Below are 25,877 nucleotides of genomic sequence, written 5' to 3' on the forward strand. Positions count from 1 at the left end.
CCAGTGCAACAGTTGCTTGACTCCGTTAAATCGCTGTCCGCCCGTGAACGCAAGGCGCTGGCGGTCCTGCTCAAGCGCCAGGGGGTGAATCTCTACGGGGTCACACCGATCGCTGTGCGGGAGACGCAGGCCCCGTCTGCGCTCTCCTATGCGCAGCAGCGGCAATGGATCATCTGGCAACTGGAACCGCACAGCGCGGCCTACAACATTCCGCTGGCGCTGCGCCTGCATGGTGTGCTGGATGTCGAGGCATTACGGCGTAGCGTCGAACACCTGATCGAGCGTCACGAAACCCTGCGCACCACGTTTGAACAGCCGGGCGACGAGGCGTTGCAGGTGGTGCATCCGGCGTCGCCGTTTGCGCTAGACGTTGATCAACTGGCGGCTGGCGAAACGGTCGAGCGTTATGTCGATCAGGAAGTGCAACAGCCCTTCGATCTGCAACACGGGCCGCTGTTGCGGGTCAGGCTGCTCAAACTGAGCGAGCAGGAGCACGTACTGGTGCTGACCCAGCACCACATCGTCTCCGATGGCTGGTCGATGCCGATCATGGTCGACGAGCTGATGCAGTGCTATCAGGCCGCCACGCTGGGCCGCAAGGCCGAATTGACGCCGTTGCCGATTCAGTACGCCGACTACGCCCTCTGGCAGCGCAACTGGCTTGAAATGGGCGAGCAGGAACGCCAGCTTGCGTACTGGAAGCAACATCTGGGCGAGCAACAGCCGATTCTGGAACTGCCCACCGATCGACCGCGCCCGGCGCTGCGTAGCTACGACGGAGCGCGACTGAATGTCGAGCTGGATGCCGCGCTGCTGAACGACCTCAAGACTCTGGCGCGGCAGCAGGGCATCACCCTGTTCATGCTGTTGCTGGCGTCGTTGCAGACCTTGTTGCACCGCTATAGCGGCCAGGCCGATATACGCGTCGGCGTGCCCGTCGCCAACCGCACTCGCAGCGAAACCCAGAGGTTGATCGGTTTCTTCGTCAACACCCAGGTGCTCAAGGCCGACTTCGACACGCAAACCACCGTGGCCGGGTTGCTGCAACAGATCAAGCAGACTGCTGTCGAGGCCCAAGCCCATCAAGACCTGCCGTTCGAACAACTGGTCGAAGCATTACAACCGCAGCGCGACTTGAGCCGCAGCCCACTGTTTCAGGTGGCCTACAACCACCAGAGCGAAGGCCACAACGAGGCCCGCGAACTGGCCGGTCTGCGCCTGGAATATCAGGTGTCCGACAAACACACGGCGCAGTTCGACCTGACCCTGGACACCTGCGAACGCCCGAACGGCCTGGCCGCTTCGTTGACCTACGCCACCGACCTGTTCGACGCCGCAACCATCGAGCGCATGGCCGGGCATTGGTGCAACCTGCTGAATGGCATGTGCCGCGACGCCAACCAGCGTATCGCTGATCTGCCGCTGTTAAGCGTCGAAGAACGGCAAGACGCCTTGCGCGACTGGAACCCTAACCTTGCGGTTTATCCAAGTGAATATTGCGCCCATCAACGTATCGAAACCCAGACCGAGCGCACGCCGTTGGCCATCGCCCTGACTTTTGCTGGCGAGCAATTGAGCTATCAACAGCTCAACAGCCGCGCCAACCAGTTGGCCCATAAACTGCGCGAGCAGGGCGTCGGCCCGGATGTTCGCGTGGGGCTGGCCGCTGAACGCAGTCTGGACATGATTGTAGGGATGCTGGCGATCCTCAAGGCTGGTGGTGCATACGTGCCGCTGGACCCGGATTACCCGCAGGATCGCCTGAGCTTTCTGATGCAGGACAGCGGTATCGAACTGTTGCTGACTCAAGCACATTTGTTGGGCCAACTGCCGATTCCTGCACATGTTCAGACACTGGATCTGGCGGATGCGCTGGACGGTTACAGCACGGAAAACCCGGTCAACCAGACCACGCCGGACAATCTGGCCTACGTGATCTACACCTCGGGCTCGACCGGCAAACCGAAAGGCACCTTGCTCGCCCATCACAACCTGATGCGCCTGTTTGCTGCCACGGATGACTGGTTCACATTCGACGAAAAAGACGTGTGGACGCTGTTCCATTCCTTCGCCTTCGACTTCTCGGTGTGGGAGATTTTCGGCGCGCTGCTGCGTGGCGGTCGGCTGGTGATCGTGCCGCGCGAAGTGACCCGTTCGCCGGAAGACTTCCATGCGCTGCTGGTGGAACAGCGCGTCACAGTGCTTAACCAGACGCCGTCGGCGTTCAAGCAGTTGATGCGTGTGGCGTGTGATTCGCCTGCGCCGATGTCGCTGGAAAAAGTCATCTTCGGCGGCGAAGCGCTGGACGTGGCCAGCCTGAAGCCGTGGTTCGATCGTTTTGGCGATCATGCACCGCAACTGATCAACATGTACGGCATTACCGAAACCACGGTTCATGTGACCTACAGGCCAATAACCGAGGCCGACACGCAAAACCCGACCAGCCCGATTGGCGAGGCGATTCCAGACCTCTCTTGGTATGTGCTGGACGCTGATTTCAATCCGGTCGCCCAAGGTTGCAGCGGCGAACTGCACATTGGCCATGCGGGTCTGGCGCGGGGTTATCACAACCGCGCGGCGCTGACTGCCGAACGCTTCGTGCCGGACCCGTTCTCCAGCGACGGCGGTCGCCTGTACCGCACCGGCGACCTGGCCCGTTATCGCGCTGCCGGAGTGATCGAATACGCCGGGCGTATCGACCATCAGGTGAAGATCCGTGGTTTCCGCATTGAACTGGGTGAAATCGAAGCGCGGCTGCAAGCGCACCCGACCGTGCGCGAAGTGATCGTGCTGGCCGTGGACGGGCAATTGGCCGCGTATCTAGTCCCAGCTGAGCCTGATCAGGATCAGCAAAGCCTGCGCGAAGCGCTGAAAACCGAGCTCCGTGCGCATCTGCCGGATTACATGGTGCCGACGCATTTCATCGTCCTCGACAAGATGCCGCTGACCGCCAACGGCAAGCTGGACCGCAAGGCGCTGCCCGCGCCGGATGCCAGCCAGTTGCAGGCGGCCTACATCGCTCCGCAAGGCGAGTTGGAGCAGCAACTGGCGGCGATCTGGGCCGATGTGCTGAAAGTTGAGCAAGTCGGGCGTAGCGACAACTTTTTTGAACTGGGCGGGCATTCGTTGCTCGCCACTCAGGTGATCTCGCGCATCCGTCAGCAACTGGACGTCGAACTGTCGTTGCGCGACCTGTTCGAAGCGCGTGATCTGGCAGCTTTCGCCCAGGCTGCGGGCAACGGGCAGGGCAATGCTGCGCCACGCTTTATCAAGGCCGACCGCAGCCAGCCGCTGGGCTTGTCTTACGCGCAGCAGCGCCAGTGGTTTCTCTGGCAGCTTGATCCAGAAAGCACTGCTTACACCATTCCTGCGGCCCTGCGTCTGAGCGGCTCGCTGGACATTGCCGCGCTGGAGCACAGTTTCAGCGCATTGATTGCCCGCCACGAAACCCTGCGCACTACCTTCCGCCAGCAGGGCGAACAGGCTGTGCAGATCATCCATGCGCCGCGTGCCTTGACCCTGATGGTCGAGTCCGTGCCTGCCGGTCAAACCCTTGAAGCCTGCGTGCAGCAGGAAATGCAGCGCCCGTTCGATCTGGAAAAGGGCCCGCTGCTGCGCGTCCGCTTGCTGAACCTTGCAACTGACGAACATGTGCTGATTCTGATCCAGCACCACATCGTTTCCGATGGCTGGTCGATGCCGATCATGGTCGATGAACTGGTGCGCCTGTACGAAGGCTACAGCCAGGGCCGTGAGGTGGTGTTGACCGCGCTGGACATGCAATACGCCGACTACGCGCTGTGGCAGCGCAACTGGATGGACGCCGGAGAACAGGCGCGGCAGCTGGATTACTGGAAGCAGCAACTTGGCGAACAGCAGCCGATTCTGGAATTGCCCGCCGATCATCCGCGCCCGGTCGTCCAAAGCCACGCCGGTGCGCGGCTGGCGGTCGAGCTGGCGCCAGCGTTGATCGACGACTTGAAACAGGTCGCGCGGCAACAGGGCGTCACACTGTTCATGCTGTTGCTGGCGTCGTTCCAGACCTTGCTGCATCGCCACAGCGGCCAGCCGGACATTCGTGTCGGCGTGCCGATTGCCAACCGCACCCGCGCGGAAACCGAAGGCCTGATCGGTTTCTTCGTCAACACCCAGGTGCTGCGCGCCGAATTCGACCTGCACACCACGTTCAGCGAGCTGCTGCAACAGGTCAAACAGGCGGCCCTGCAAGCTCAAGCGCATCAGGAACTGCCGTTCGAACAGCTGGTCGAGGCCTTGCAACCTCAACGCAGCCTCAGCCACAGCCCGCTGTTCCAGGTGATGTTCAACCACCAGAGCCAGGCCAGTGCTGAGGTGCGCGCACTGCCCGGTTTGCAGGTCGAAGCGCTGACGTCCGAGAGCTATCCGGCGCAGTTCGACCTAACCCTCAACACCGCCGAACACGATGGCGGTTTGAGCGCGGGCCTGACCTATGCCACCGCGCTGTTCGAACGCAGCACCATCGAGCGCATGGCCGGGCACTGGCTCGCGCTGTTGCAGGCCATTTGCGCCAATGCGGGTCAGCGTATTGCTGAGGTGCCAATGCTTGACGCTGCCGAACAGCAGCAGATTGTTCGCGACTGGAACGCCACGGCTGCCGATTTCCCTGGTGAGCACTGCCTGCACAGCCTGATCGAAGCCCAGGTACAGGCTACGCCGGACGCTCCGGCACTGATTTTTGCGGCTGAACAACTGAGCTATGCGCAACTTAACGCCCGCGCTAATCAGCTTGCCCATCGCTTGCGTGAGGCGGGTGTTGGCCCGGATGTGCTGGTGGGGATTTGTGTCGAGCGCAGCGTGGATATGGTCATTGGTCTGCTGGCGATCATCAAGGCCGGTGGCGCTTACGTGCCGCTGGACCCGGATTACCCTGAAGATCGTTTGGCCTACATGATGCAGGACAGCGGCATTGGCTTGCTGTTGACCCAGAGTGCGCTGCTACAGGGCCTGCCGGTTCAGGTGCAGAGCCTTTGTCTGGATCAGGAGGGCGATTGGCTTGACGGTTACAGCACCGCCAACCCGATCAACCTCAGTCACCCGCAGAACCTGGCATACGTAATTTACACCTCCGGTTCGACCGGCAAGCCCAAGGGCGCCGGCAACAGCCATCGCGCCCTGGTCAACCGTTTGCACTGGATGCAGAAGGCTTACGCACTGGATGGCAGCGATACGGTATTGCAGAAAACCCCGTTCAGTTTCGATGTCTCGGTGTGGGAATTCTTCTGGCCGCTGCTGACCGGAGCACGTTTGGCCGTGGCGTTGCCGGGCGATCATCGCGATCCGGAGCGGCTGGTGCAGACCATCCGCGAACATCAGGTCACGACGCTGCACTTTGTCCCGTCGATGCTCCAGGCGTTTCTGACTCATCCGCAGGTAGAAGGCTGTAACAGCCTGCGTCGTGTGGTGTGCAGCGGCGAAGCACTGCCTTCCGAACTGGCCGGTCAGGTGCTCAAGCGTCTGCCGCAGACGGGTTTGTTCAACCTGTACGGCCCGACCGAAGCGGCTATCGACGTGACGCATTGGACCTGCACCAAAGACGACGTGCTCAGCGTGCCGATTGGTCGACCTATCGATAACCTGAAAACCCATATCCTCGACGACGGATTGCTGCCTGCCGCGCAGGGCGTCTCGGCAGAGCTGTACCTGGGCGGTATCGGTCTGGCGCGGGGTTATCACAATCGCGCGGCGCTGACGGCTGAACGCTTTGTGCCGGATCCTTTCGACGAGCAGGGCGGGCGTCTTTACCGGACCGGGGATCTGGCGCGTTATCGCGATGAAGGCGTTATCGAATACGCCGGGCGTATCGACCATCAGGTGAAAATTCGCGGCCTGCGTATCGAGCTGGGCGAGATCGAAGCCAGCCTGCTGGAGCACGGCAGCGTTCAGGAAGCAGTGGTCATCGACGTTGACGGCCCATCCGGCAAGCAGCTGGCAGCCTATCTGGTGGCTGAGCACAGTGGCGATAACCTGCGTGATGCACTCAAGGTGTATCTCAAGGAAACACTGCCCGATTACATGGTGCCGACCCACTTCGTCTGGCTGGCAAGCATGCCCCTGAGCGCCAACGGCAAGCTGGATCGCAAAGCCCTGCCGACACCAGACGCCAGCCAGTTGCAGCGCCAGTACGTCGCGCCGTCGACTGAACAGGAGCAGCAAATGGCTGCGATCTGGGCCGACGTGCTGAAAGTCGAGCGCGTCGGGTTGAGCGACGACTTCTTCGAACTGGGCGGCCATTCGCTGCTGGCCACACAACTGATTTCCAGAATTCACACGGGCCTGGGGATCGACATCCCGCTGCGCCTGATTTTCGAGAAACCGCAATTGAACGAATTTATTCAGGCTTTCGCCAGCAGCGGTTTGTCGCTGACCGAGGACGGCTTGTCCGATATTGAAAAAATGATGAATGAAATGGCGGGTATCTGACATGGACAAGTCTGCAGCAGAGCGTATCGCCCAGCGTTTCGTTGGTTTGCCCGTCGAACAGCGCCGCCAGATTCTGAACAAGATGCACGAGACCGGGCAGAGCTTCAAACTGCTGCCCATCGCTGTAACCCGGCATGATGTAGCGCGTATCCCGCTGTCCTACGCCCAGCAGCGCATGCTGTTTCTCTGGCAGATGGAACCGGGCAACGCCGCGTACAACGTGCCTATGGCAGTGCGTCTGAATGGCCCGCTGGACCGGCAGGCATTGAGTACAGCGCTGGACAATCTGGTGCAGCGCCACGAAACCCTGCGCACCCGGTTTGTTTCCGAGGACGGCGCGTTCTATCAGGAGATTCTTCAGCAGGCGACAGTCGCTCTTGAGTTTGCCTCGGTTGCGCCAGCCGACATCGAAAACCAGGTGCGCGCCGAGCTGCAAAAGCCCTTCGATTTGCTCAGCGGTACATTACTGCGGGTCAGGCTGTTTCAGCTGGGCGAAGCCGAACACGTCCTGACCGTGTGCATGCATCACATCGTCTCCGATGGCTGGTCCGGTGAAGTGCTGATTCGTGAGTTTGTGCAGTTGTATCAGGCTCAGGTCTCCGGGCAGCCAGCGCAATTGCCTGCGCTGGCCATTCAATATGCCGACTACGCGATCTGGCAGCGCGCATGGCTGGAAGCCGGGGAGGGCGAGCGGCAGTTGAACTACTGGAAGCAGCAGTTGGGCACAGAGCATCCGCTATTGAGCCTGCCGCTGGATCACCAGCGTTCGCTGCAACCGAGCCAGCGTGGCGCGACGGTGCGCGTCGATGTGCCGGAACGATTGTCCGCGCAACTGAAAAGCCTGGCGCGCAATAGCGGCCAGACCTTGTTCATGCTGACTCTGGCGGCACTGTCGGTGGTGCTGTCGCGTTTCAGTGGTCAGGCCGACATTCGCATCGGCGCGCCCAATGCCGGGCGCACCCGCAGCGAGCTGGAAGGCCTGATTGGTTTCTTCATCAATACTCAAGTGTTGCGTGTGCAGGTGGACGAACAGCAGAGCTTTGCGCAGTTGCTGGCTCAGGTGAAACAGGTCGTGACCGGTGCCCAGTCGCATCAGGAACTGCCCTTTGAACATTTGGTGGATGCGCTGGCACCCGAGCGTAATCTGGGCCACAACCCGTTGTTCCAGTTCAAGATCAATCAGCACGTGCTGGCGGCCGAAGACAGCGGGCAACGTGTGTCGGGCCTGACTGTCGATGAATTTCCGATTGGCAGCAGCGATGCGCGCTTTGATCTGGCCTTCGACTTCACCGACACGCCGGGCGGCATACGCGGTTATTTCACTTACGCCACCGACCTGTTCGAGCCATCGACCATCGAGCGCATGGCCGAGGCGCTACGCGCTGTACTGCAAGCGCTGGTTGCAGACACCGACCAGCGACTTGCCGATCAGCCGCAAGCAGTGTCGCTGCCGATTGCTGAACAGACCGCCGATTTTGCCTGCGGCGACTTCCTCAGCCTGTGGCAACAGGGCCTGCACATCGGGCGCGGCAAGACCGCGTTGCGCGTTGGCCAGCAGGTGTTGAGCTTTGACGAACTTGAACAACGCAGTAACCAGTTCGCCCGCTACCTGCATGCGCAGGACATCAAGCCGGGCGTGACCGTTGCGCTGTGCCTGGACCGCTCTGTGGAATGGGTGGTCAGCCTGCTGGCGGTGCTTAAACTCGGTGCCGTTTACCTGCCGCTGGACAGCGCACAGCCCGCCGAGCGTTTGCAGCAACTGGTTCGTGACAGCGGCGCGGCGTTGTTGATTCACGCGTTCGGCGACGACAAGGCCGCGCAACTGGGTGTGTGCCCGGTGCTGGTCTTCGATGCTGCGCTATGGTCCGAGGTGGATGGCAGTACGCTTAATGTGCGTGTCATCGCCGAACAACCGGCGTACATCATCTACACCTCCGGCTCCACCGGGCAGCCGAAGGGCGTGGTGATCAGCCACGGCGCGCTGGCCAACTACGTGCAGGGCGTGCTTGGGCGCCTGTCGCTGGATGACGGGGCGAGCATGGCGATGGTGTCGACTGTCGCCGCAGACCTGGGCCATACCTTGCTGTTTGGTGCGCTGGCGTCTGGGCGCCCGCTGCATCTGCTGTCTCATGAGCAGGCGTTCGACCCTGATGGCTTCGCCCGTTACATGGCCGAGCATCAGGTTGCAGTGCTGAAAATCGTACCCAGCCATTTGCAGGGGCTGCTGCAAGCCGCCAACCCGACCGACGTGCTGCCGGGCCAATTGCTGATTCTGGGTGGCGAGGCCAGTTCCTGGGCGTTGATCGAGCAAATCCGCGCGCTCAAACCGGGCTGCCGGATCGTCAACCACTACGGCCCGACGGAAACCACGGTCGGCATCCTCACCCATGAAGTCGCCGAGCGCGTTGACGCTTGCCGCAGTGTGCCGGTCGGTCAACCACTGGCCAATGGCAAAGCGCGGGTGCTGGACGCCTATCTCAACCCGGTTGCCGAGCGTGTGGCAGGCGAGCTGTATCTGGGCGGTCAAGGCTTGGCGCAGGGCTATCTGGGCCGTGCGGCGATGACCGCCGAACGCTTCGTGCCGGACCCGCACGCCGAGGGTCAGCGCCTGTACCGTGCGGGTGACCGCGCGCGCTGGGTGGACGGCGTGCTGGAGTACTTGGGGCGCGCGGATGATCAGGTGAAAATCCGCGGTTACCGGGTCGAGCCGGGGGAAGTCGGCCAGTTGCTGCAAACCCTGGAAAACGTCGCCGAAGCCGTGGTGCTGGCGCAGCCGCTGGAAAGCGACGAAACACGCCTGCAACTGGTGGCGTACTGCGTTGCGGCGGCCGGTGCGAGCCTCAGTGTCGACAGCCTGCGCGAGCAACTGGCTGCGCGCTTGCCCGAATACCTGGTGCCCGCGCAGATCATGCTGCTGGACAGGCTGCCCGTGACCGCCAACGGCAAGCTCGACAAGCGCGCCTTGCCTAAACCCGGCGTGGTCAAACAGCGCTACACCGCGCCAGTTGGCGAGATCGAGGAAAAGCTCGCCGCCGTGTGGGCGGACGTATTGAAACTGGAGCAGGTCGGCAGCACTGACAACTTCTTCGAGCTGGGCGGCGATTCGATCCTCAGCCTGCAGATCATCGCTCGCGCCAAGCGCCAGGGCATCAAGCTCAGCCCCAAGCAGTTGTTCGAAAAGCAGACCATCGGCCAGTTGGCCTCGGTGGCAAAACTGATCCAGAAGAAACCAGCTGCCGCGGTCGAACAGGTCAGTGGCTCGCTGCCGTTGCTGCCGATTCAGGCACGTTTTTTTGAACAGGATATCCCAGAGCGTCAGCACTGGAATCAGGCGCTGATGCTCAAGCCCCTGCAAACGCTGGATGCAATCCACCTTCAAGCTGCACTGACCGCGCTGATCGAACAGCACGACGCGCTGCGTCTGGGTTTCACCCAGCAAGACGGCCAATGGCAAGCCACATTCGGTGCGCTGAACACTCGCGACCTGCTCTGGACCCACGAACTGGACAGTGCCGAGCGCTTGCCTGAACTGGCCGATGAAGCACAACGCAGTCTGGACCTGAAAAACGGCCCGTTGCTGCGTGCGGTGCTGATCGACTTGCCGCAGGGCGAGCAGCGTTTGTTGCTGGTGATCCATCACCTGGTGGTGGATGGCGTGTCGTGGCGGGTGCTGCTGGAAGATCTGCAACAGGCGTATGTCGCCATCGCAACAGGCCAGCCATTGGCGCTGGCGACGAAAACCAGCTCGCTGCAAAGCTGGGCCGAGCACTTGCAGGCCTACGCGCAAAGCCCTGCGCTGGCGCAGGAACTGGATTATTGGCAGACGCAGTTGAAGGACGTCAGCGACGCCTTGCCCTGCGATCACCCGCACGGCGGTCAGCAACAGAAGCACGCGCTGTCGGTGGTCACGCAACTGAATGGCGAGCAGACCCGGCAACTGCTGCAAGACGCTCCGGCGGCTTATCGCACGCAGATCAACGACCTGCTGCTGACCGCGCTGGCGCGGGTGGTCAGTCGCTGGACCGCGCAGCCGCATGCCCTGATTCGTCTGGAAGGGCATGGCCGCGAAGACCTCTTCGACACGCTGGACATCACCCGTACGGTCGGCTGGTTCAGCAACCTGTACCCGGTCCGGCTCACGCCGCAGGCCACGTTGGCCGATTCGCTCATGACCATCAAGGAACAGCTGCGCGCAGTGCCCGACAAGGGCATTGGTTACGGCGCCCTGCGTTATCTGCGCAGTGAATCGGCGCGGCAGACCCTGCAAGCGTTGCCGCTGGGCAGTATCGTGTTCAATTACCTCGGGCAGTTCGACGGCAGCTTCGACGCACAAGGCGCGTTGTTCACGCCCTCGGCCGAGAGCAGCGGCGCGTCGCAGAGCGCCGATGCACCGTTGGCTGCGCCGCTCAGCATCAATGGCCAGGTGTATGGCGGCGAATTGCGCCTGAGCTGGACCTTCAGCGGTGCGGTATTTGAACGCGACACCGTGCAGCGGCTGGCCGACGAATACGCGGTTGAACTGCAACAATTGATTGCGCATTGCACCCGCGAAGGCGTGGCAGGCGTGACGCCGTCGGACTTCCCACTGGCACGCCTGAGCCAGTCGCAGTTGAGCAATTTGCCAATCCCTGCGGCGCAGATCGAAGACATCTACCCGCTGGCACCGATGCAGCAGGGCATGCTGTTCCACACCCTGTTCGAGCAGGACGCGGGCAATTACATCAACCAGATGCGCGTCGAGGTCAGTGGCCTGGACGTGCCGCGTTTCCGTGCCGCCTGGCAGGCCACGCTGGATGCCCATGAAGTACTGCGCAGCGGCTTTGTCAGCCATCTTGAGCAGTCGCTGCAAGTGGTGTTGCGCAATGTCAGCATGCCGTTTGTCGAACTGGATGCCCGTGCGCAATCAGGCGAATGGATCGACGATTGGGCGAATGCCGATCGCCAGCAGGGCTTCGACCTGGCTCGGGGGCCACTTCTGCGCCTGGCCGTATTGCGCACTGGCGAACAGACGCATCAACTGATCTACACCAGCCATCACATTCTCATGGATGGCTGGAGCAGCTCGCGCCTGCTGGGCGAGGTGCTGCAACGCTACAGCGGCCAGACGCTGCCGAGGCAAGTCAGTCGTTATCGCGACTATATCGAATGGCTGCAACGCCAGGATGCTGCGCTCAGTGAACGTTTCTGGACCGGCCAGCTTGCCGAACTGGACGAGCCGACCCGGCTGGTTCAGGCCTTCAAAGCGTCCGGGAGCGAGCAGGGGCATGGCGATTACCTGCAACTGATCGATGCCGATGGCACCCGCCAGTTGAGCGAGTTTGCCCGCGAGCAGCGCGTCACCCTCAACACGCTGGTGCAATCGGCCTGGTTGCTGGTGCTGCAACGCTACACGGGGCAGTCCAGCGTGACCTTCGGCGCAACCGTGGCCGGGCGTCCGGCTGACCTGCCGGGTGTTGAGGAGCAACTAGGGCTGTTCATCAACACCTTGCCGGTAATCGCCAGCCCGCGCCCGGAACAGCGGGTGGCGGACTGGGTTCAGCAAGTGCAGGCGAAGAACATCGCCCTGCGTGAGCATGAACACACACCGTTGTACGAGATTCAACGCTGGGCACGCAGCGCTGGCGAGGCGCTGTTCGACAACATTCTGGTGTTCGAAAACTACCCGGTGTCCGAAGCGCTGCAACAGTCCGCGCCGCAGGGGCTGGTGTTCGGCGGCCTGCACACCCAGGAGCAGACTCATTACCCGCTGACTCTGGTGGTCAATCTGGGCGAAACCCTGTCGATGCGCTTCAGCTATGCCCGCCAGCATTTCAGCGAGCAGCACATGGCGCAGTTGTCGGCGCATCTGAGCCAGGTTTTGCAGGCATTGGTGCGTGATCCGCAGGCGGCGATTGGTGAGCTGGCGCTGTTGGATGATCACGAACAGCAGCAGATTGTTCGCGACTGGAACGCCACGGCTGCCGATTTCCCTGGTGAGCACTGCCTGCACAGCCTGATCGAAGCCCAGGTACAGGCTACGCCGGACGCTCCGGCACTGATTTTTGCGGCTGAACAACTGAGCTATGCGCAACTTAACGCCCGCGCTAATCAGCTTGCCCATCGCTTGCGTGAGGCGGGTGTTGGCCCGGATGTGCTGGTGGGGATTTGTGTCGAGCGTAGTCTGGAACTGGTGGTCGGTTTGCTGGCAATCATCAAGGCAAGTGGCGCTTACGTGCCGCTGGACCCGGATTACCCCGAGGACCGTCTGGCTTACATGATGCAGGACAGCGGCATTGGTTTGCTGCTGACCCAGAGCGTGCTGTTACAGCGCCTGCCGGTTCCTGCGAAAGTACAAAGTCTGTGCCTGGATCAGGACGGCGACTGGCTGGCCGGTTACCGCACTGCCAACCCGATCAACCTCAGCCATCCGCTGAATCTTGCGTATGTGATTTACACCTCCGGCTCGACCGGCAAGCCCAAGGGCGCCGGCAACAGCCATCGCGCCCTGGTCAACCGTTTGCACTGGATGCAGAAGGCCTACGGGCTGGATGGCAGCGATACGGTATTGCAGAAAACCCCGTTCAGCTTCGACGTGTCGGTGTGGGAATTCTTCTGGCCGCTGCTGACCGGAGCACGTTTGGCCGTGGCGTTGCCGGGCGATCATCGCGATCCGGAGCGGCTGGTGCAGACCATCCGCGAACATCAGGTCACGACGCTGCACTTTGTCCCGTCGATGCTCCAGGCGTTTCTCACCCATCCTCAGGTGGAAAGCTGTAACAGCTTGCGTCGTGTGGTGTGCAGCGGCGAAGCACTGCCTGCCGAACTCGCCGGTCAGGTGCTCAAGCGTCTGCCGCAGGCGGATTTGTTCAACCTGTACGGCCCGACCGAAGCGGCTATCGACGTGACGCATTGGACTTGCACCCCGGACGACGTGCTCAGCGTGCCGATTGGTCGACCTATCGATAACCTGAAAACCCATATCCTCGACGACGGATTGCTGCCTGCCGCGCAGGGCGTTGCGGCAGAGCTGTATCTGGGCGGTGTGGGTCTGGCGCGGGGTTACCACAACCGCGCTGCGCTGACGGCTGAACGCTTTGTGCCGGACCCGTTCGACGAGCAGGGCGGGCGTCTTTACCGGACCGGGGATCTGGCGCGTTATCGTGACGAAGGCGTTATCGAATACGCCGGGCGTATCGACCATCAAGTGAAAATTCGCGGGCTGCGTATCGAGCTGGGCGAGATCGAAGCGCGTCTGCATGAGCATGCCGGTGTGCGAGAAGCCAATGTAATCGATATTGACGGGCCTTCCGGCAAGCAGCTGGTGGCGTATCTGGTGCGCACTGATGCTGGTCTGGATTCGGACGCTCTGCGCGAAACCCTGAAAACGCACCTTAAGGCTCACGTGCCGGATTACATGGTGCCGACATACTTTGTCTTCATTGATGTGATGCCGCTGACCGCCAACGGTAAGCTGGATCGCCGGGCACTGCCCAAACCGGACGTGGCTCGTTCACAGCAAGGCCACGTCGCGCCACGTACGGAATTCGAGCAACGTCTTGCCGCGTTGTGGGAGCAGGTGCTGCAGGTCGAACGGGTAGGGCTCAACGACAACTTCTTCGCCCTGGGCGGCCACTCGCTGCTGGCGGTTTCGCTGGCAGGCAGGATTCGCGAGACGTTTGATGTCTCCATCAAACTGCATGATTTCCTGTTGATGCAGACCCTCGGTGAGCTGGCCGATTTCATGCGTACCAATGAGGCTAAGGTCAAATCGGCGGTCATCGTCATGAACGCCAATCGATCGGACAATGCGCCGTTGTTCTGCCTGCCACCGGGCGGTGGCGGCACCTACTCGTATTACCCTCTGGCTGGCCAATTGAGCGACAGCCGACCGGTTTACGGGCTGGTCAACAAGGCTTATGTGGTGCCGGGCTGGTTTGATACGTCGTGGCAGGAAATGGTCGATTACTACGTCGAGCAAATCCGTATGACTCAATCGCACGGGCCTTACAACCTGCTGGGCTGGTCGATGGGCGGCGCGTTGGCCATCGAGGTGGCGCATGTACTTGAGCGTGAGGGCGACACGGTGAGCTTTCTCGGGCTGGTGGACACCCAGTTGCCTGCCTCGGTCGGGATGGAGTGGGTCGAAGAAGCGCCGGAAGTCACCACGCAAAAACAGGGCGAAAACTACTACCGCAGCCTGATCAAAAGCTTGCAGGCGTTTGTGCCGGGCTTGCAGGAAGCGTCGATTGTGGGGCTTATCGAAACCGCCCGGCAGTCGCTGTCCAGCGAGGGCGAGGTGATTGACTGGGTGGTCGACCATGTCGCGCTGGAGGCCGGCATGAACGCCGACAACCTGCGCAGCATATTCCAGGACATCGCCGTTCAGGACGAGATCGAAACCGGTTACAAACTACTGGAAGCCAACGCACAACTGAGCCAGGCATTTACCCTGAAAACGCTTAACGTACAGGCCGATTGCTGGTGGGCCGGGCAGAGCCGTGCGCCAGGGCAGATTGCCCGGGCTGAAGCGGTGCTGCTTGAACAGTGCTCGGTGAACGGGCTGCGCAGCTCGACAACGGTTGATCAGCGGCATGACAACGTGGTGCTCGCGGAAGTGTTTCTGCACGGGCTTGCCGAGCGGCTTGTGTGACGCAGAGCGTCACGAACGGCATTCCCACGCTGAGCGTGCGGAACGATAGGTGTCTGGTCCGGCGACTATCGTGCGGCGCTCTGCGTCGCATGCAGTTCTGGACGCTCTGCGTCCGGTCTTGATTGTAAGGCGCGAGCGCGGGCTTCTAAAAATCGCCGCGCAACGTCAGGACGTAGTTGCGCGGGTCGCCGTAGTAGTTGCCGCGGTCGATGTCGCCGGTTGCCTTGTAGTATTTGCGATCCAGCAGGTTGTTGCCGTTGAGGGCCACCGACCAGTGTTCGTCGATCTTCCATGAGGCGCGTGCGTCCCAGGTGGCGCGGCCAGGGTTGTCTATGGGCTGGGTCGACTCGTGCTCCGAGTAGCCGCTTTGCGCCGACACACCGCCGCCGACGGTCAGTCGACGCCAGGTGCCGGGCAGGTTGTAGCTGCTGGACAAGCGCAGCATGTGCCGGGGTGTTTCTGCTGAAATCGATTTCCCGTCGCTGCCGCGCGTGAGGTTGAAGGTGTAACCGGCCAGGGTCTGCAATCCCGGTAACGGTTCACCGCTGATCTCCATGTCGATACCCTTGCTGCGCCGGATGTCGCCATTCACATAGCAGGTGCCGTAAGCGTCGTTGCTCAGGCACTGGCCCGCATTGGCATCGTCCTCGACCGCCACGTCTTTCTGTTTCACATAGAACAGCGCGAAAGACACGTTCAGGCGCTTGTCGAACAACTCGCCCTTGATGCCGGTTTCATGGCTGGCACCGATGGCCGGGTCAAGAAATGCGCCGGATGCCGTTCTATAACCGCTTTGCGGCAGGAAGATATCGGTGTGGCTGGCGTACCACGACCAGTCTCGGTTCAGATCGTAGATCACGCCAACGAACGGCGTGACCTGGTTTTCCTCTTGAGCGCGAGTAGTCACGCCTGCGGACTGGCTCTGATAGTCATACCAGCTGACCCGGCCGCCCATGACCAGGCTCAACGACTCGGTCAGGCTCAGGCGCAGGTTGCTGTAAACGCCATAACGCTTGTCGCTGTAGTCGGTGCTGCGCCAGGCCGGACGCGCAGGTTCAGCAATCGCGTCGTGATCGGGATTGAAGATGTCCAGCGGCCGATTGCTGTTGACGGTGGCATAGCGCGAATCACGTTTTTGCTCAGACCAGTTGCCGCCGATGGTCAACTGGTGGGTCAGGCCAAAGGCGTCGAAACGACCGTCCAGATGGCTGTCGAAACCGTCGCTTTGCAGCGTGTCCGAGCGAAACAGGGTTCTGACCAGTCGTGAACCGCTCTGGGTCGCAGGGTCTATGGCGCCTTTTGCGTAGGCGACTTTCTGATCGAAAGCCCCATCGGAGTGAGTGGCAGACAATGTGCCGCTCCAGTTTTCGTCAAAGCGGGTTTCCAGTTCGCTGAACACTTCGTCGGTGCGGGTCTGATGACGGTTCCAGTCCTGGGCCAAGGAGGTGGAGCGCGGCAGATCAATGGCCTTGCCGTTGCTGTAGCGGGGCAGGCCGAAAATCGAATAGCCGTGGGTATCCGCGCTTTGATGGCGCAGGCCCAGCGTGAGTGTGGTGTCTTCGCTCAGGTCGGTTTCCAGAATGCCGTACAACAGCGGCGCAGTCTTTTTCAGGCCGTCGATGAAGTATCCACGGTCTTCGTAAGACGTGACAAAACGCCCGCGCACGCTGCCCGAATCGTTGAGCTTGCTGCTGCCATCCAGATCGACCCGGTACTGGTCCCAACTGCCGGCGCGGGTGGTGATCGAGAACTGCGGTAAGGCGGTCGGCCGCTTGCGCACCAGATTGACCGCGCCACCGGGGTTGCCCGCGCCGATCAACAGTCCGGCAGCACCGCGCAGCACTTCGACGCGGTCGTAGATCTCCGTGTCCGGGGTCATCCAGCCGGTCACGCTGTAACCCTGACCGGCAACGCCATCGATGGTGTAGCTCTCGTCTTCCAGCGCGAAGCCCCGCGAGCTGAACACATGAGAGCCAAAGTTGCGTTGCGAAAAGGTGATGCCAGGCGTCTGCGCCATCACCTCGTCGAGGCCGTTGAGGTTTTTGTCGTTCATCAACTGACGGGTCATGACCGTGACCGATTGCGGGGTTTCGCGCAGCGATTGTGACGTCTTGTTGATGCTCACGCCGGTCGTCGCATACGAGCCGCTGCCCTCGGTGGTGATACCGAACGGGTCGCCCTTGATCGCCACCGGCCCGAGGTTCATGGGGTGCGCGGACGCCGCGCTGCCGAGGGTCAGCGTATCGGCCTCGAGGTTGTGCGTTACACCAGCCTGTTTCAGCAGATCCGCGACCGCCTGTTCAGGCGTCAACCTGCCGTGCACCGGGCCGCTGAACTTGCCGTTCACATCATCGGGGTTGTAAAGAATTTGCAGGTCGCCCTGGCGACCCAGCTCTTTAAGGGCGCTGTTCAAGGGTTGTGCGGGGATATCGAAGTCGAACTCTTCAGCCAGTGCCTCGCCCTGAAAAGCCAATGCCAGCACCAGCCCGCCCAGACGCAAGCCAAGCGTTTTCACGCGGCCTGTGCGCAGACGGCTGAAGGGTGTTGGCATGGGAAGGATGGCTCATTGAAATCGAGGGTGCAGGATAAATGCAAATCCCTGTGGGAGCGAACTTGTTCGCGAAGACGGTCGTTCAGACAATGCATTTTCGGAGAACATACTGACTTCTTCGCGAACAAATGAAGCGTCGCCCGGCTCGCTCCCACGGCCTTCGGCCAGAATCAAAAGCCTGGACTCAGATCAGAAATCCCCCCGCAAGGTCAGGACATAGCTGCGCGGTTCGCCGTAGACGTTGGAGCGGTCGGTGGCGATCGAGGTGCTGTAATACTTGCGGTCGAAAAGGTTTTCGGCGTTGAGCGACACCTTCCAGTTCTCGTCCAGTTTCCAAGAGGCTCGCGCATCCCAGATGGCCTTGCCAGAAACGCCCAGCTGTTTGTTGGACGGCACTTCATAGCCCGAATCTGCCGACACGCCGGTGCCCAGGGTCAGGCGGTTCCATGCGCCCGGCAGGTTGTAGCTGGTGTTGAGGCGCAGCATGTGTTTCGGTGTTTCGTAGGCTACATCTGCATCGCCATTGTTACGCAGCATGTTGAAGGTATAGCCGCCGAATACTTGCAGGCCTGGCAACACTTCACCGCTGGCTTCGACGTCGACACCCTTGCTACGGCTGATGCCGTCCTGCAGGTAGCAGGAGCCGTCGGAGCTGGTCGGGCAGGTCTGAGTTGTGTTGACGTCCAGCGCGGCGACATCTTTCTGTTTGATGTAGAACAGCGCCATCGACAGGTTCATGCGCTTGTCGAACAGTTCACCCTTGAAGCCCGTTTCGTAGTTGGAACCAATGGCCGGGTCCAGCGGCGAGCCGCCTGCGGTTACGTAGTTGGCTTGTGGTGTGAAGATGTCGGCATAGCTGGCGTACCACGACCAGTTGTCGTTGATGTCGTAGATCAGGCCGGCGAACGGGGTGAATTCCTGAGTCTGCTTGGATTCGTAACTGTTGGCTGCGCCGGTTTTGACGTCGTACTTGTAGTCATACCAGCTCAGGCGGCTGCCCAGAACCACGCTCAACGGCTCGCTCAGGTGAATACGCGTGTTGGCGTACAGGCCTGCGCGTTCTTCGGTGGTGTCGATGTCGGTGGTCCAGGCCGGACGGACCGGTTTGGCGAAAGCGCTCTGGTCGACATCAAAGACGTTGACTGCGGTGCGTCTCGTCACGGTCGCCTGATGCGTGTTGGCGTCCTGTTTTGACCAGTCAGCCCCCAGGGTTACCTGATGATCAAGGCCGAACGCGTTGAAGTTACCTTCCAGTTGACTGTTCAGACCGACGCTGTCGACCTCGTCCTTGCGAAACAGTGTGCCCTGAAAATTGGAGCCCGCCAGCGTCGTTGGGTTTACTGCGCCTCGTGCGTAGGCAATGTTCTGATCAAAACCGCCCTGCGAGTAAGTAAGCGACGTGCGGCTGGTCCAGTCCTCATTGAAGCGATGCGCGACTTCGGTAAAGACCTCGGTCATGTCGCTTTCAAGACGGTTCCACTTCTGCGCCAGATTGGTCGAGCGCGACAGGCCCAGCGACTGGCCGTTGCTGTAGCGCGGCAGGCCGTAGATCGAGTAGCCATTGATGACCTGTTCCTGGCGACGCAGGCTCATGGTCAGCGTGGTGTCATCGCTCAGGTCGGCTTCGACGATGCCGTACAGCAGCGGGGTGCGGCTGTCGCGCCCATCCAGGTACGAACCGCTGTCATCGTAAGCCGCGACCATGCGCCCGCGCAGCGTACCCGAATCGTTGAGCTTGCCGCTGCCATCCAGATCGACGCGGTACTGATCCCACGAACCTGCGCGAGTGGTGATCGAAAATTTGTTGTCGGCGGTCGGGCGTTTGCGCACCAGATTGACCGCGCCACCGGGCTGACCGGCACCTACCAGCAGGCCAGACGCGCCGCGCAATACTTCCACACGGTCATAGATGGCCATGTCCGGCTGCATCCAGCCGGTGATCTGATAGCCCTGGCCGCCAATGCCGTCGACCAGAAAGCTCTCCGCCAGCAGCGAGAAGCCGCGCGAGGTATACACGTGACCGCCGAAGTTACGGTACTGGAAGGTGATCCCCGGAGTGTCTTCCAGAACCTTGCTCAGGCTGTTGAGGTTGTTGTCATCCATGACTTGCCGAGTCACCACGCTTACAGACTGCGGTGTTTCACGCAGCGACTGTGGCGCGCCCTTGCCGATACTTACCGCGCCGGTGGTGTAAGAGCCAGTGCCGTCAGTGGCGGTGCCCAGGTACTGCGAGTCGATCGCGGTCGGGGCCAGGTTGACCGTGCCCGTGGTGGTCGAACCGTCTGCGGCGGTTTCCTGTGCCTGGCTGGCCACCGGCATACAGAGCGCAAGGCCCATGGCCGCCATGGATGGCCGGGAGCGGAACATCTGACTGAGCATCAACGCTTTGCTGAGCGGGGTAAGTCGTGACGGGTTGTGCATGAATTGGCTCTTTCCAGTGGGTATCGGCAAGGAGATTGAGAGCGTTGTTCAGGTCTGCGCAGTCGGGTTCAGCCGTCGACGGGGCAGGCGTGAGCAACTTTTTTATAAGGCGCTGCGCGGGAGATGGCTGTGCACGCAATTCGCTCTTAATGAGAACGAAAGCGAATAACGTTTATTTAATGAATTTTTCACAATTCCGGAAAAAAGATGGCGCTTGGCTATCTGATTAGGGCGGGTATGGCTTCGTCGGGTAACAAAAAGCCCCGCTCGCGGACTGGCCGGGCGGGGCTTTCGAGGCGTGGATGAATCAGGCCGGAATGGTTTTGTCGTAAGTGTCGTTTTGCACCTGCTCGACCTGAATCTGCCCGGTCTGCATGCGCACCAGTTGGTCGGCGATGTAGAAATAGCGGTCGTCATGGGAGATGACGATGATGGTCTTGCCTTGCTGCTTCAGCTCCGGCAGCAGTTCGGTGTAGAACACGCGCCGGAACGCCGGGTCCTGATCAGCGGCCCACTCGTCGAAGACCAGCACCTGACGCTCGTCCAGCCACGCGTTGATCAGTGCCAGACGCTTGCGCTGACCGGTCGACAGGTCGGTGGTGGTGAAGGCACCGTCCTTTATGCTGACCTTGTGCGCGATGTCCAGCCGTTCCAGGTATTTGCCGGCGTCTTGCGGCAGCGCGGCCTGCCCCTGCAACGGCTCATCAAACAGGTAGTAATCGGCAAAGATCGTAGTGAATAACTGGCGGTAGTCATCCAGGTTTTCCGGGGTGACGGTCTGCCCATTGAGGCGGATTTCACCCTGTTGCGGCGTGTACAGACCCAGCAGCAGCTTGATCAGCGTGGTCTTGCCACAGCCGTTTTCGCCGACGATGAACACGATATCGCCCTGTTTGATGCTCAAATCGACCGGGCCGAGATGAAAGGCGTCGCTGCCCTCGACCGGAGGGTAGTCATAGCGCAGGTTGTGCAGTTCCAGGGTTTGCATATTGGCCAGCGAATTGGGGCGGTCGCTGACCAGCAAGTGGGGTTCGGGGTTGGAAAACTTCCACGACAGTTCGGCGATACGGCGCATGGCGATCTGCGCGCGGCTGATGCCGGGCAGGGCGGTAATCAGGCGTTCCAGCGGGCCTTTCATGTACAGCATCACCAGCACGAAGCCGCCCAGCACGGTTTTTTCAGTGGTCGGCCACATGGCCTGGAAGGCGATGGCGATGCCGATCACGGCAAAGAACAGCATCGAACCGAAGGTTTCCGCGCTGACGAAAATGTTGGCGGCGCGAATGTTCGAGCGGCAGATGTGCTCGGTGGCACCGTGAATCTTCTCGTCGAGCATGTGCTGACGACGCTTGCGCTGAATGCGCAGCTCCTTGGCACCCGCAGACAGCGCCTGATAGTGCTTCTGCAATTCGTCTTCGCTGTTGCGCGCCGCCAGAATGCTGCGCATGCCGTACGCATGGGCCAGGTACTGCGCGCCGGTGCCGAGCACCACGGTGAGCACGGTCAGCGCCAGAATCTGCCAGGACAGCAGTGCCAGATAGGTCAGGCAGCCCAGGGTGACGGTGAACGAGATGACCATCGGTGCGACCGACAGGGCGAAGGTGCTGATGGTGTTGACGTCGTTGAGCAGCACCGGAATCAGACGGTGCGAGCGATAACGCTCCAGTTGCTCGATGGGTGCCACCAGCACCTTGGCGGCCAGCTCGCGGCGCAGGTTGGCGACCACGCGCTGGCCAACGTAGTTGGTCGACAGGTTGGACAGTGTCGAGCAGGCCAGGGTCAGCACACACAACCCGGCGAACAGCAGTGCGGTCTGTGTGTCCGGGCCGCCGGGCATGTTCATAGCATTGTTGATGGTGGCCAGCAGGCCGGTGACGCTCAGACCGCTGACAATCCCCAGCACGGTCGACAGCGCCACCAGCCACCAGAAGGGCTTGAGGATTCTCAGGGTTTCCCGGGCGAGGCTTTCAGTTTTGCGGGTCATGGTGTGTCTCGTCAGTGTCCGTGAGTGCGGCCCGCGTCTGTCGCAGGCCGCAGGCGCGCATGAAGTCCGTTACAGGTCGCGGGCGACCCGGAAACCCAGCCAGTCGCCGCGTACATCCGGCTGACGGCTGTTGCGGTTGCCGGAGCGGGAGAAGATCGGCGCTTCGGTCCAGTCATTGCCGCGAATCATTTTCCAGGTGCAATCGCCGGCCAGCCACGCGCTGCCGTCAGTGGGTGCGCCGTTGTAGTTGCTGGTCTCGCAATCGGCGGTCCATTCGTAGACATTGCCGTGGGCGTCGTAAATGCCGAAATCGTTGGGGCTGTAGCTGCCAGCGGGCGCGGTGTAGCTGAAGCCGTCTTCCGGGCCGTAGGTGTTGGCGTGTTTGGCGATGCTGTAGGGCTTGCCTTCATCCATCGGGAACGGGAAAGAGCCCTTGCTGCCGCCACGTGCCGCGTATTCGCGCTGCGCTTCGCTGACCATGTGATAGGACTTGCCGGTCTTCTTCGACAGCCATTCGACATAGGCCTTGGCTTCGTTCCAGTCCATGCACACGGCGGGCTGGCGCGCCGTCAGCGGGTAGCGTGGCTTGCCGGCCTTGCACTCGCGGCCAGGGCGGGTATCGCCGTCTGGCATCTTGTAACCGGAGCTCTTGATGTAGGCGTTCCATTCGCCACTCAGTACCTGAAAGCGGCTGATGGCGAACGGTTTGGCGAAGGTCACGTCATGCAGAGGGCCTTCGTCCGGCTGGCGACCCATTTCTTCCTCGGGTGCGCCCATGGTGAAAGTGCCTGCAGGCAGCACGACCATTTCCGGGCAATCCTTGCAGTCCTTGAACACTTTTCCGGGCGCGGGTACTGGCGCGGACGTGGCGGCGAGGGTGGTGCCGCAGAGCAACAGGCCGAACAGGGCGGAAAGGGACAGCAGTGTTTTTTTCATGACGGGTCTCGATAGAAAGCGGAAAACAGTTGATTCAGTGCGTGCACGTCAGCTGCGCTGGCTGAGCAGGGCCATGAATCGATCGATTTCGGCCTCGTTGTTCAGCAATCCCGGCGCGGTGCGCACCACCGGGCCGACATCACGGCTCACGGCGTCCACGACCATGCGTTGTTTCATCAGCCAGGCGGCCACCTCGTCACTTTCCTGGCCCTTGAGCCGGAAGAAACTGAAACCCGCCGACAGTGCCGGGTCCATCGGTGTCACCAGTTCGACGTTGGGCTGCGCCTTGAGGCGCTGCTTGAGGTAGCTGTTAAGCTCGTGAATACGCGCCTGCACGTCGGCTTTGCCCAGTTGCAGGTGCAGCTTGAACGCCTCGTTCAGTGCCCAGCGGTGTTCGAACGAGTGATAGCCGCCGGGCGTCATGATTGTGCTGAAACCGGTGGCTTCCGAGAACGTCGGGATCAGTGGGGTGAGGTCTTTGACCTGCTCCGAGCGGGCGCAGACAATGCCTGTACCGCGCGGGCCGAACATCCACTTGTGAGTGCCGGCGACATAGAAGTCGCACTTCATGTCCGGGAAATCCAGGTTCTCGACGCCAAACCCGTGTACGCCGTCGACCACATACAGAATGCGGTCTTTGTCGTCACGGTTGCGGTTGTGTTCCTCGACCAGATCGCCGATGGCGCCGATAGGCAATTTCACACCACTGCCGGACTGCACCCAGGTCATGCCCAGCACTCGCGTCTTCGGCTGAATACTGCGCGCAATGGAGCCGATGATTTCGTCTGCCGACACGGTCGCCGGGTCTTTGAACAGGCGAATCTTGCGCACCTGAGTGCCTTCGCGCTGCTGGCGGAATTTGAGGATGTCGCGGGTACAGGAATGCTCGTGCTCGGTGGTCAGAATCTCCTGATCCGGGCGCACATGCAGACCGCCGTAGATGATCGCCAGCCCTTCGGTGGTGCTGCCGGTGAGGGCGATCTGGCCAGGCTGGGCATTCAGGTACTTGCCCGCCCAGACGCGAACTTCATGTTCGCAGCGCTCGGTTTCCCTCAGGTCCCAGTCCATCGCCAGTCCGGGGTTGCGGTCGATGCGCGCGCGATGCTGTTCGATGGCCTCGCGAACCGGAGTGGGGTGCGAGGTGACCAGAAAGTTGGAAAGGTGGACGTAATCCGGGTCCTGATTGAACAGCTGTTTCAAGCGCGCCCATTTGTCTGTGGAAGTCGGTGCAGGTGCGGACGCCAGGGCCGTTGACGCAAGACCGGAGCCCAGTGGCAAGGCTGCGGCCAGCACTCCGGCCTGTTTGAGGAAGGTTCTGCGGTCAGTCATGAGCGGTAGCGCCTGATGTTCGGCTAGCGGCATTCGAAAGGTTGGTTTGTTTCGCGTCCGGACGCGCCGAAGCCTGCACCTGCTCCCAGACGCGCAGAAAATTGCCGCCCCAGAGCTTGGTGATATCCGCTTCGGCGTAACCGCGCTCGATCAGCTCGGCGGTCACGTTGCGAATCTCGCTGACATCGTTGAAGCCTTTTACGCCACCGCCATCATTGAAATCGGAGCTGATGCCGACATGGTCGATACCGATCTTTCTGACCGTGTAATCGATGGCGTCGACGAAATCCTTGACCGTGGCCTTGGGCTCTTCTTCAAGGATCGCGTACAGCTTGCTGGCGTAGGCACCGAAGCGCTGTTCCGGCCAGACCGTGATAATCGCGTCGCCGGGCATCAGTGCCATGGCCAGGTTGGGCAGTGGCGGCAGGTCGAAGTCCTTGCGCAGGGCGTTGAGTTTGTCCTGAGTCTTCTGGGTCAGCGGCTTCAAATAGGCCGGGAAAGCCACGATCTGCACCACGCCGCCACTGCGCTTGATGAGCTGCATTTCCTCGTCGCTGAGGTTGCGCGGGATGTCCACCAGCGCACGCGGGGCCGAGTGCGAGGCGACCATTGGCGTACGGCTCAACTGGCTGACCTGCTCCAGCGCCTTGCTCGACATTTGCGAGACATCAATGATCACGCCCAGGTCGTTGAGGCGTTGCACTGCCTGCTTGCCGATTTCCGACAGGCCGCCCAGCGCGTCGGGCGTGTCGTTTAGAAAGGGCAGGGGGCGTGAAGAGTCGGCCCAGCTGTTATTACCGACGTAACTGAAGCCGAACATGCGCATGCCGCGCGCTGTCCAGTGGTCCAGCAGGCTCAGGTCATTGCCCAGCGGGTAGGCGTTGAGCATGCTGATAAAAATCGCAAACTTGCCCTCGCCGTGCAGGCGGCGCATGTCGTCGGGGGTATAGGCGATGCCGACCTGATTGGGGAAATCCCGAACCATGCCGGTGATGATCTTGTAGCGCACTTCCTGCTGGTGGCGCGCTTCGTCGACAAAGCCGGGTGTCGGGCGATGCGGGGCATTGTCGCCGTTCCAGATTTCCGGCCAGCCGAATACCGTCAGTGCTGCGCCGGACAAGCGCCCGCGTGCGGTTTTCACCAGATCGAACTGGCCCGAACCGTCCTTGTCGGCTTCATTGCCCTCGCTGCCGAATTTCATCGGCACGGTGATGTGGCTGTCGAAGGAAATGATCCGCTCTTGCAGGTCGTCGGCCTGCTTCATGACCTTGACCGGGTAACCGGCAGGCGACCAGTAATTCCAGGCCAGAAAACCCGCGCCTGCACTGATGGCCAGGGCCAGCGGCAGGCCGATGAAGAGAGCCTTTTTCCAACGCGGTCTTGTCATTTCCGTCTCGTTCAGATTAACCGTTGCGCAGCCTGCAAGGGCTGTTGCTATCTGGTGGAGAACGAGCGGATGGGCGAAAAATTTAGCGCCGTATCCTGGATTCAGACGCTGAGCTAAATTTGTCTGCCGGGTTTACGTTCTAGCTTGGATAACGGCTGTCTCGGTGCTGGAACAGGTAGGG

At 61.2% G+C, this 25,877-nt stretch carries 8 protein-coding genes; 2 read left to right on the plus strand and 6 right to left on the minus strand.

Annotated elements, in window-relative coordinates; genetic code table 11:
- Nucleotides 1-3 precede the first annotated feature (3 nt).
- Both FFH21_RS10210 and FFH21_RS10215 read left to right on the plus strand, forming a co-directional pair.
- Nucleotides 4-6,459, plus strand: coding sequence for a non-ribosomal peptide synthetase (locus FFH21_RS10210; protein WP_011168293.1), 6,456 nt, complete (start codon nt 4-6; stop codon nt 6,457-6,459).
- 1 nt (nt 6,460) lies between these two features.
- Nucleotides 6,461-15,088 carry a non-ribosomal peptide synthetase gene (locus FFH21_RS10215; RefSeq protein ID WP_011168294.1) on the plus strand — a complete coding sequence of 2,876 codons (8,628 nt, stop codon included), beginning with the start codon at nt 6,461-6,463 and terminating at the stop codon, nt 15,086-15,088.
- Nucleotides 15,089-15,233: 145 nt separating this feature from the next.
- Here the strand turns inward: FFH21_RS10215 and FFH21_RS10225 are convergent, their stop codons facing one another.
- From FFH21_RS10225 to pvdM, 6 genes are all read right to left on the minus strand, one after another.
- A complete protein-coding gene (locus FFH21_RS10225; RefSeq protein ID WP_011168295.1) occupies nt 15,234-17,639 on the minus strand; it encodes a TonB-dependent siderophore receptor in 2,406 nt (801 codons plus the stop codon).
- Between the two features lie 189 nt (nt 17,640-17,828).
- Entirely contained in the window at nt 17,829-20,060 is a 2,232-nt protein-coding gene (locus FFH21_RS10230) for a TonB-dependent siderophore receptor (RefSeq protein ID WP_004667503.1), read from the minus strand.
- Nucleotides 20,061-20,367: 307 nt separating this feature from the next.
- Nucleotides 20,368-22,044, minus strand: coding sequence for a cyclic peptide export ABC transporter (locus tag FFH21_RS10235; RefSeq protein ID WP_005753277.1), 1,677 nt, complete (start codon nt 22,042-22,044; stop codon nt 20,368-20,370).
- A gap of 69 nt (nt 22,045-22,113) precedes the next feature.
- Nucleotides 22,114-22,980, minus strand: coding sequence for a formylglycine-generating enzyme family protein (locus tag FFH21_RS10240; RefSeq protein ID WP_004664631.1), 867 nt, complete (start codon nt 22,978-22,980; stop codon nt 22,114-22,116).
- A gap of 48 nt (nt 22,981-23,028) precedes the next feature.
- A complete protein-coding gene (locus FFH21_RS10245) occupies nt 23,029-24,309 on the minus strand; it encodes an aminotransferase class V-fold PLP-dependent enzyme (protein ID WP_004659020.1) in 1,281 nt (426 codons plus the stop codon).
- Nucleotides 24,302-25,696 (minus strand): pyoverdine-tailoring dipeptidase-like protein PvdM, encoded by a 1,395-nt coding sequence (gene pvdM, locus FFH21_RS10250; RefSeq protein ID WP_004667505.1) that lies wholly within the window; start codon nt 25,694-25,696, stop codon nt 24,302-24,304. The genes FFH21_RS10245 and pvdM overlap by 8 nt, the downstream gene beginning before the upstream one ends.
- Between the last annotated feature and the right edge of the window lie 181 nt (nt 25,697-25,877).

The organism is Pseudomonas sp. KBS0707 (genome assembly GCF_005937945.2).
Lineage (GTDB): Bacteria > Pseudomonadota > Gammaproteobacteria > Pseudomonadales > Pseudomonadaceae > Aquipseudomonas > Aquipseudomonas amygdali.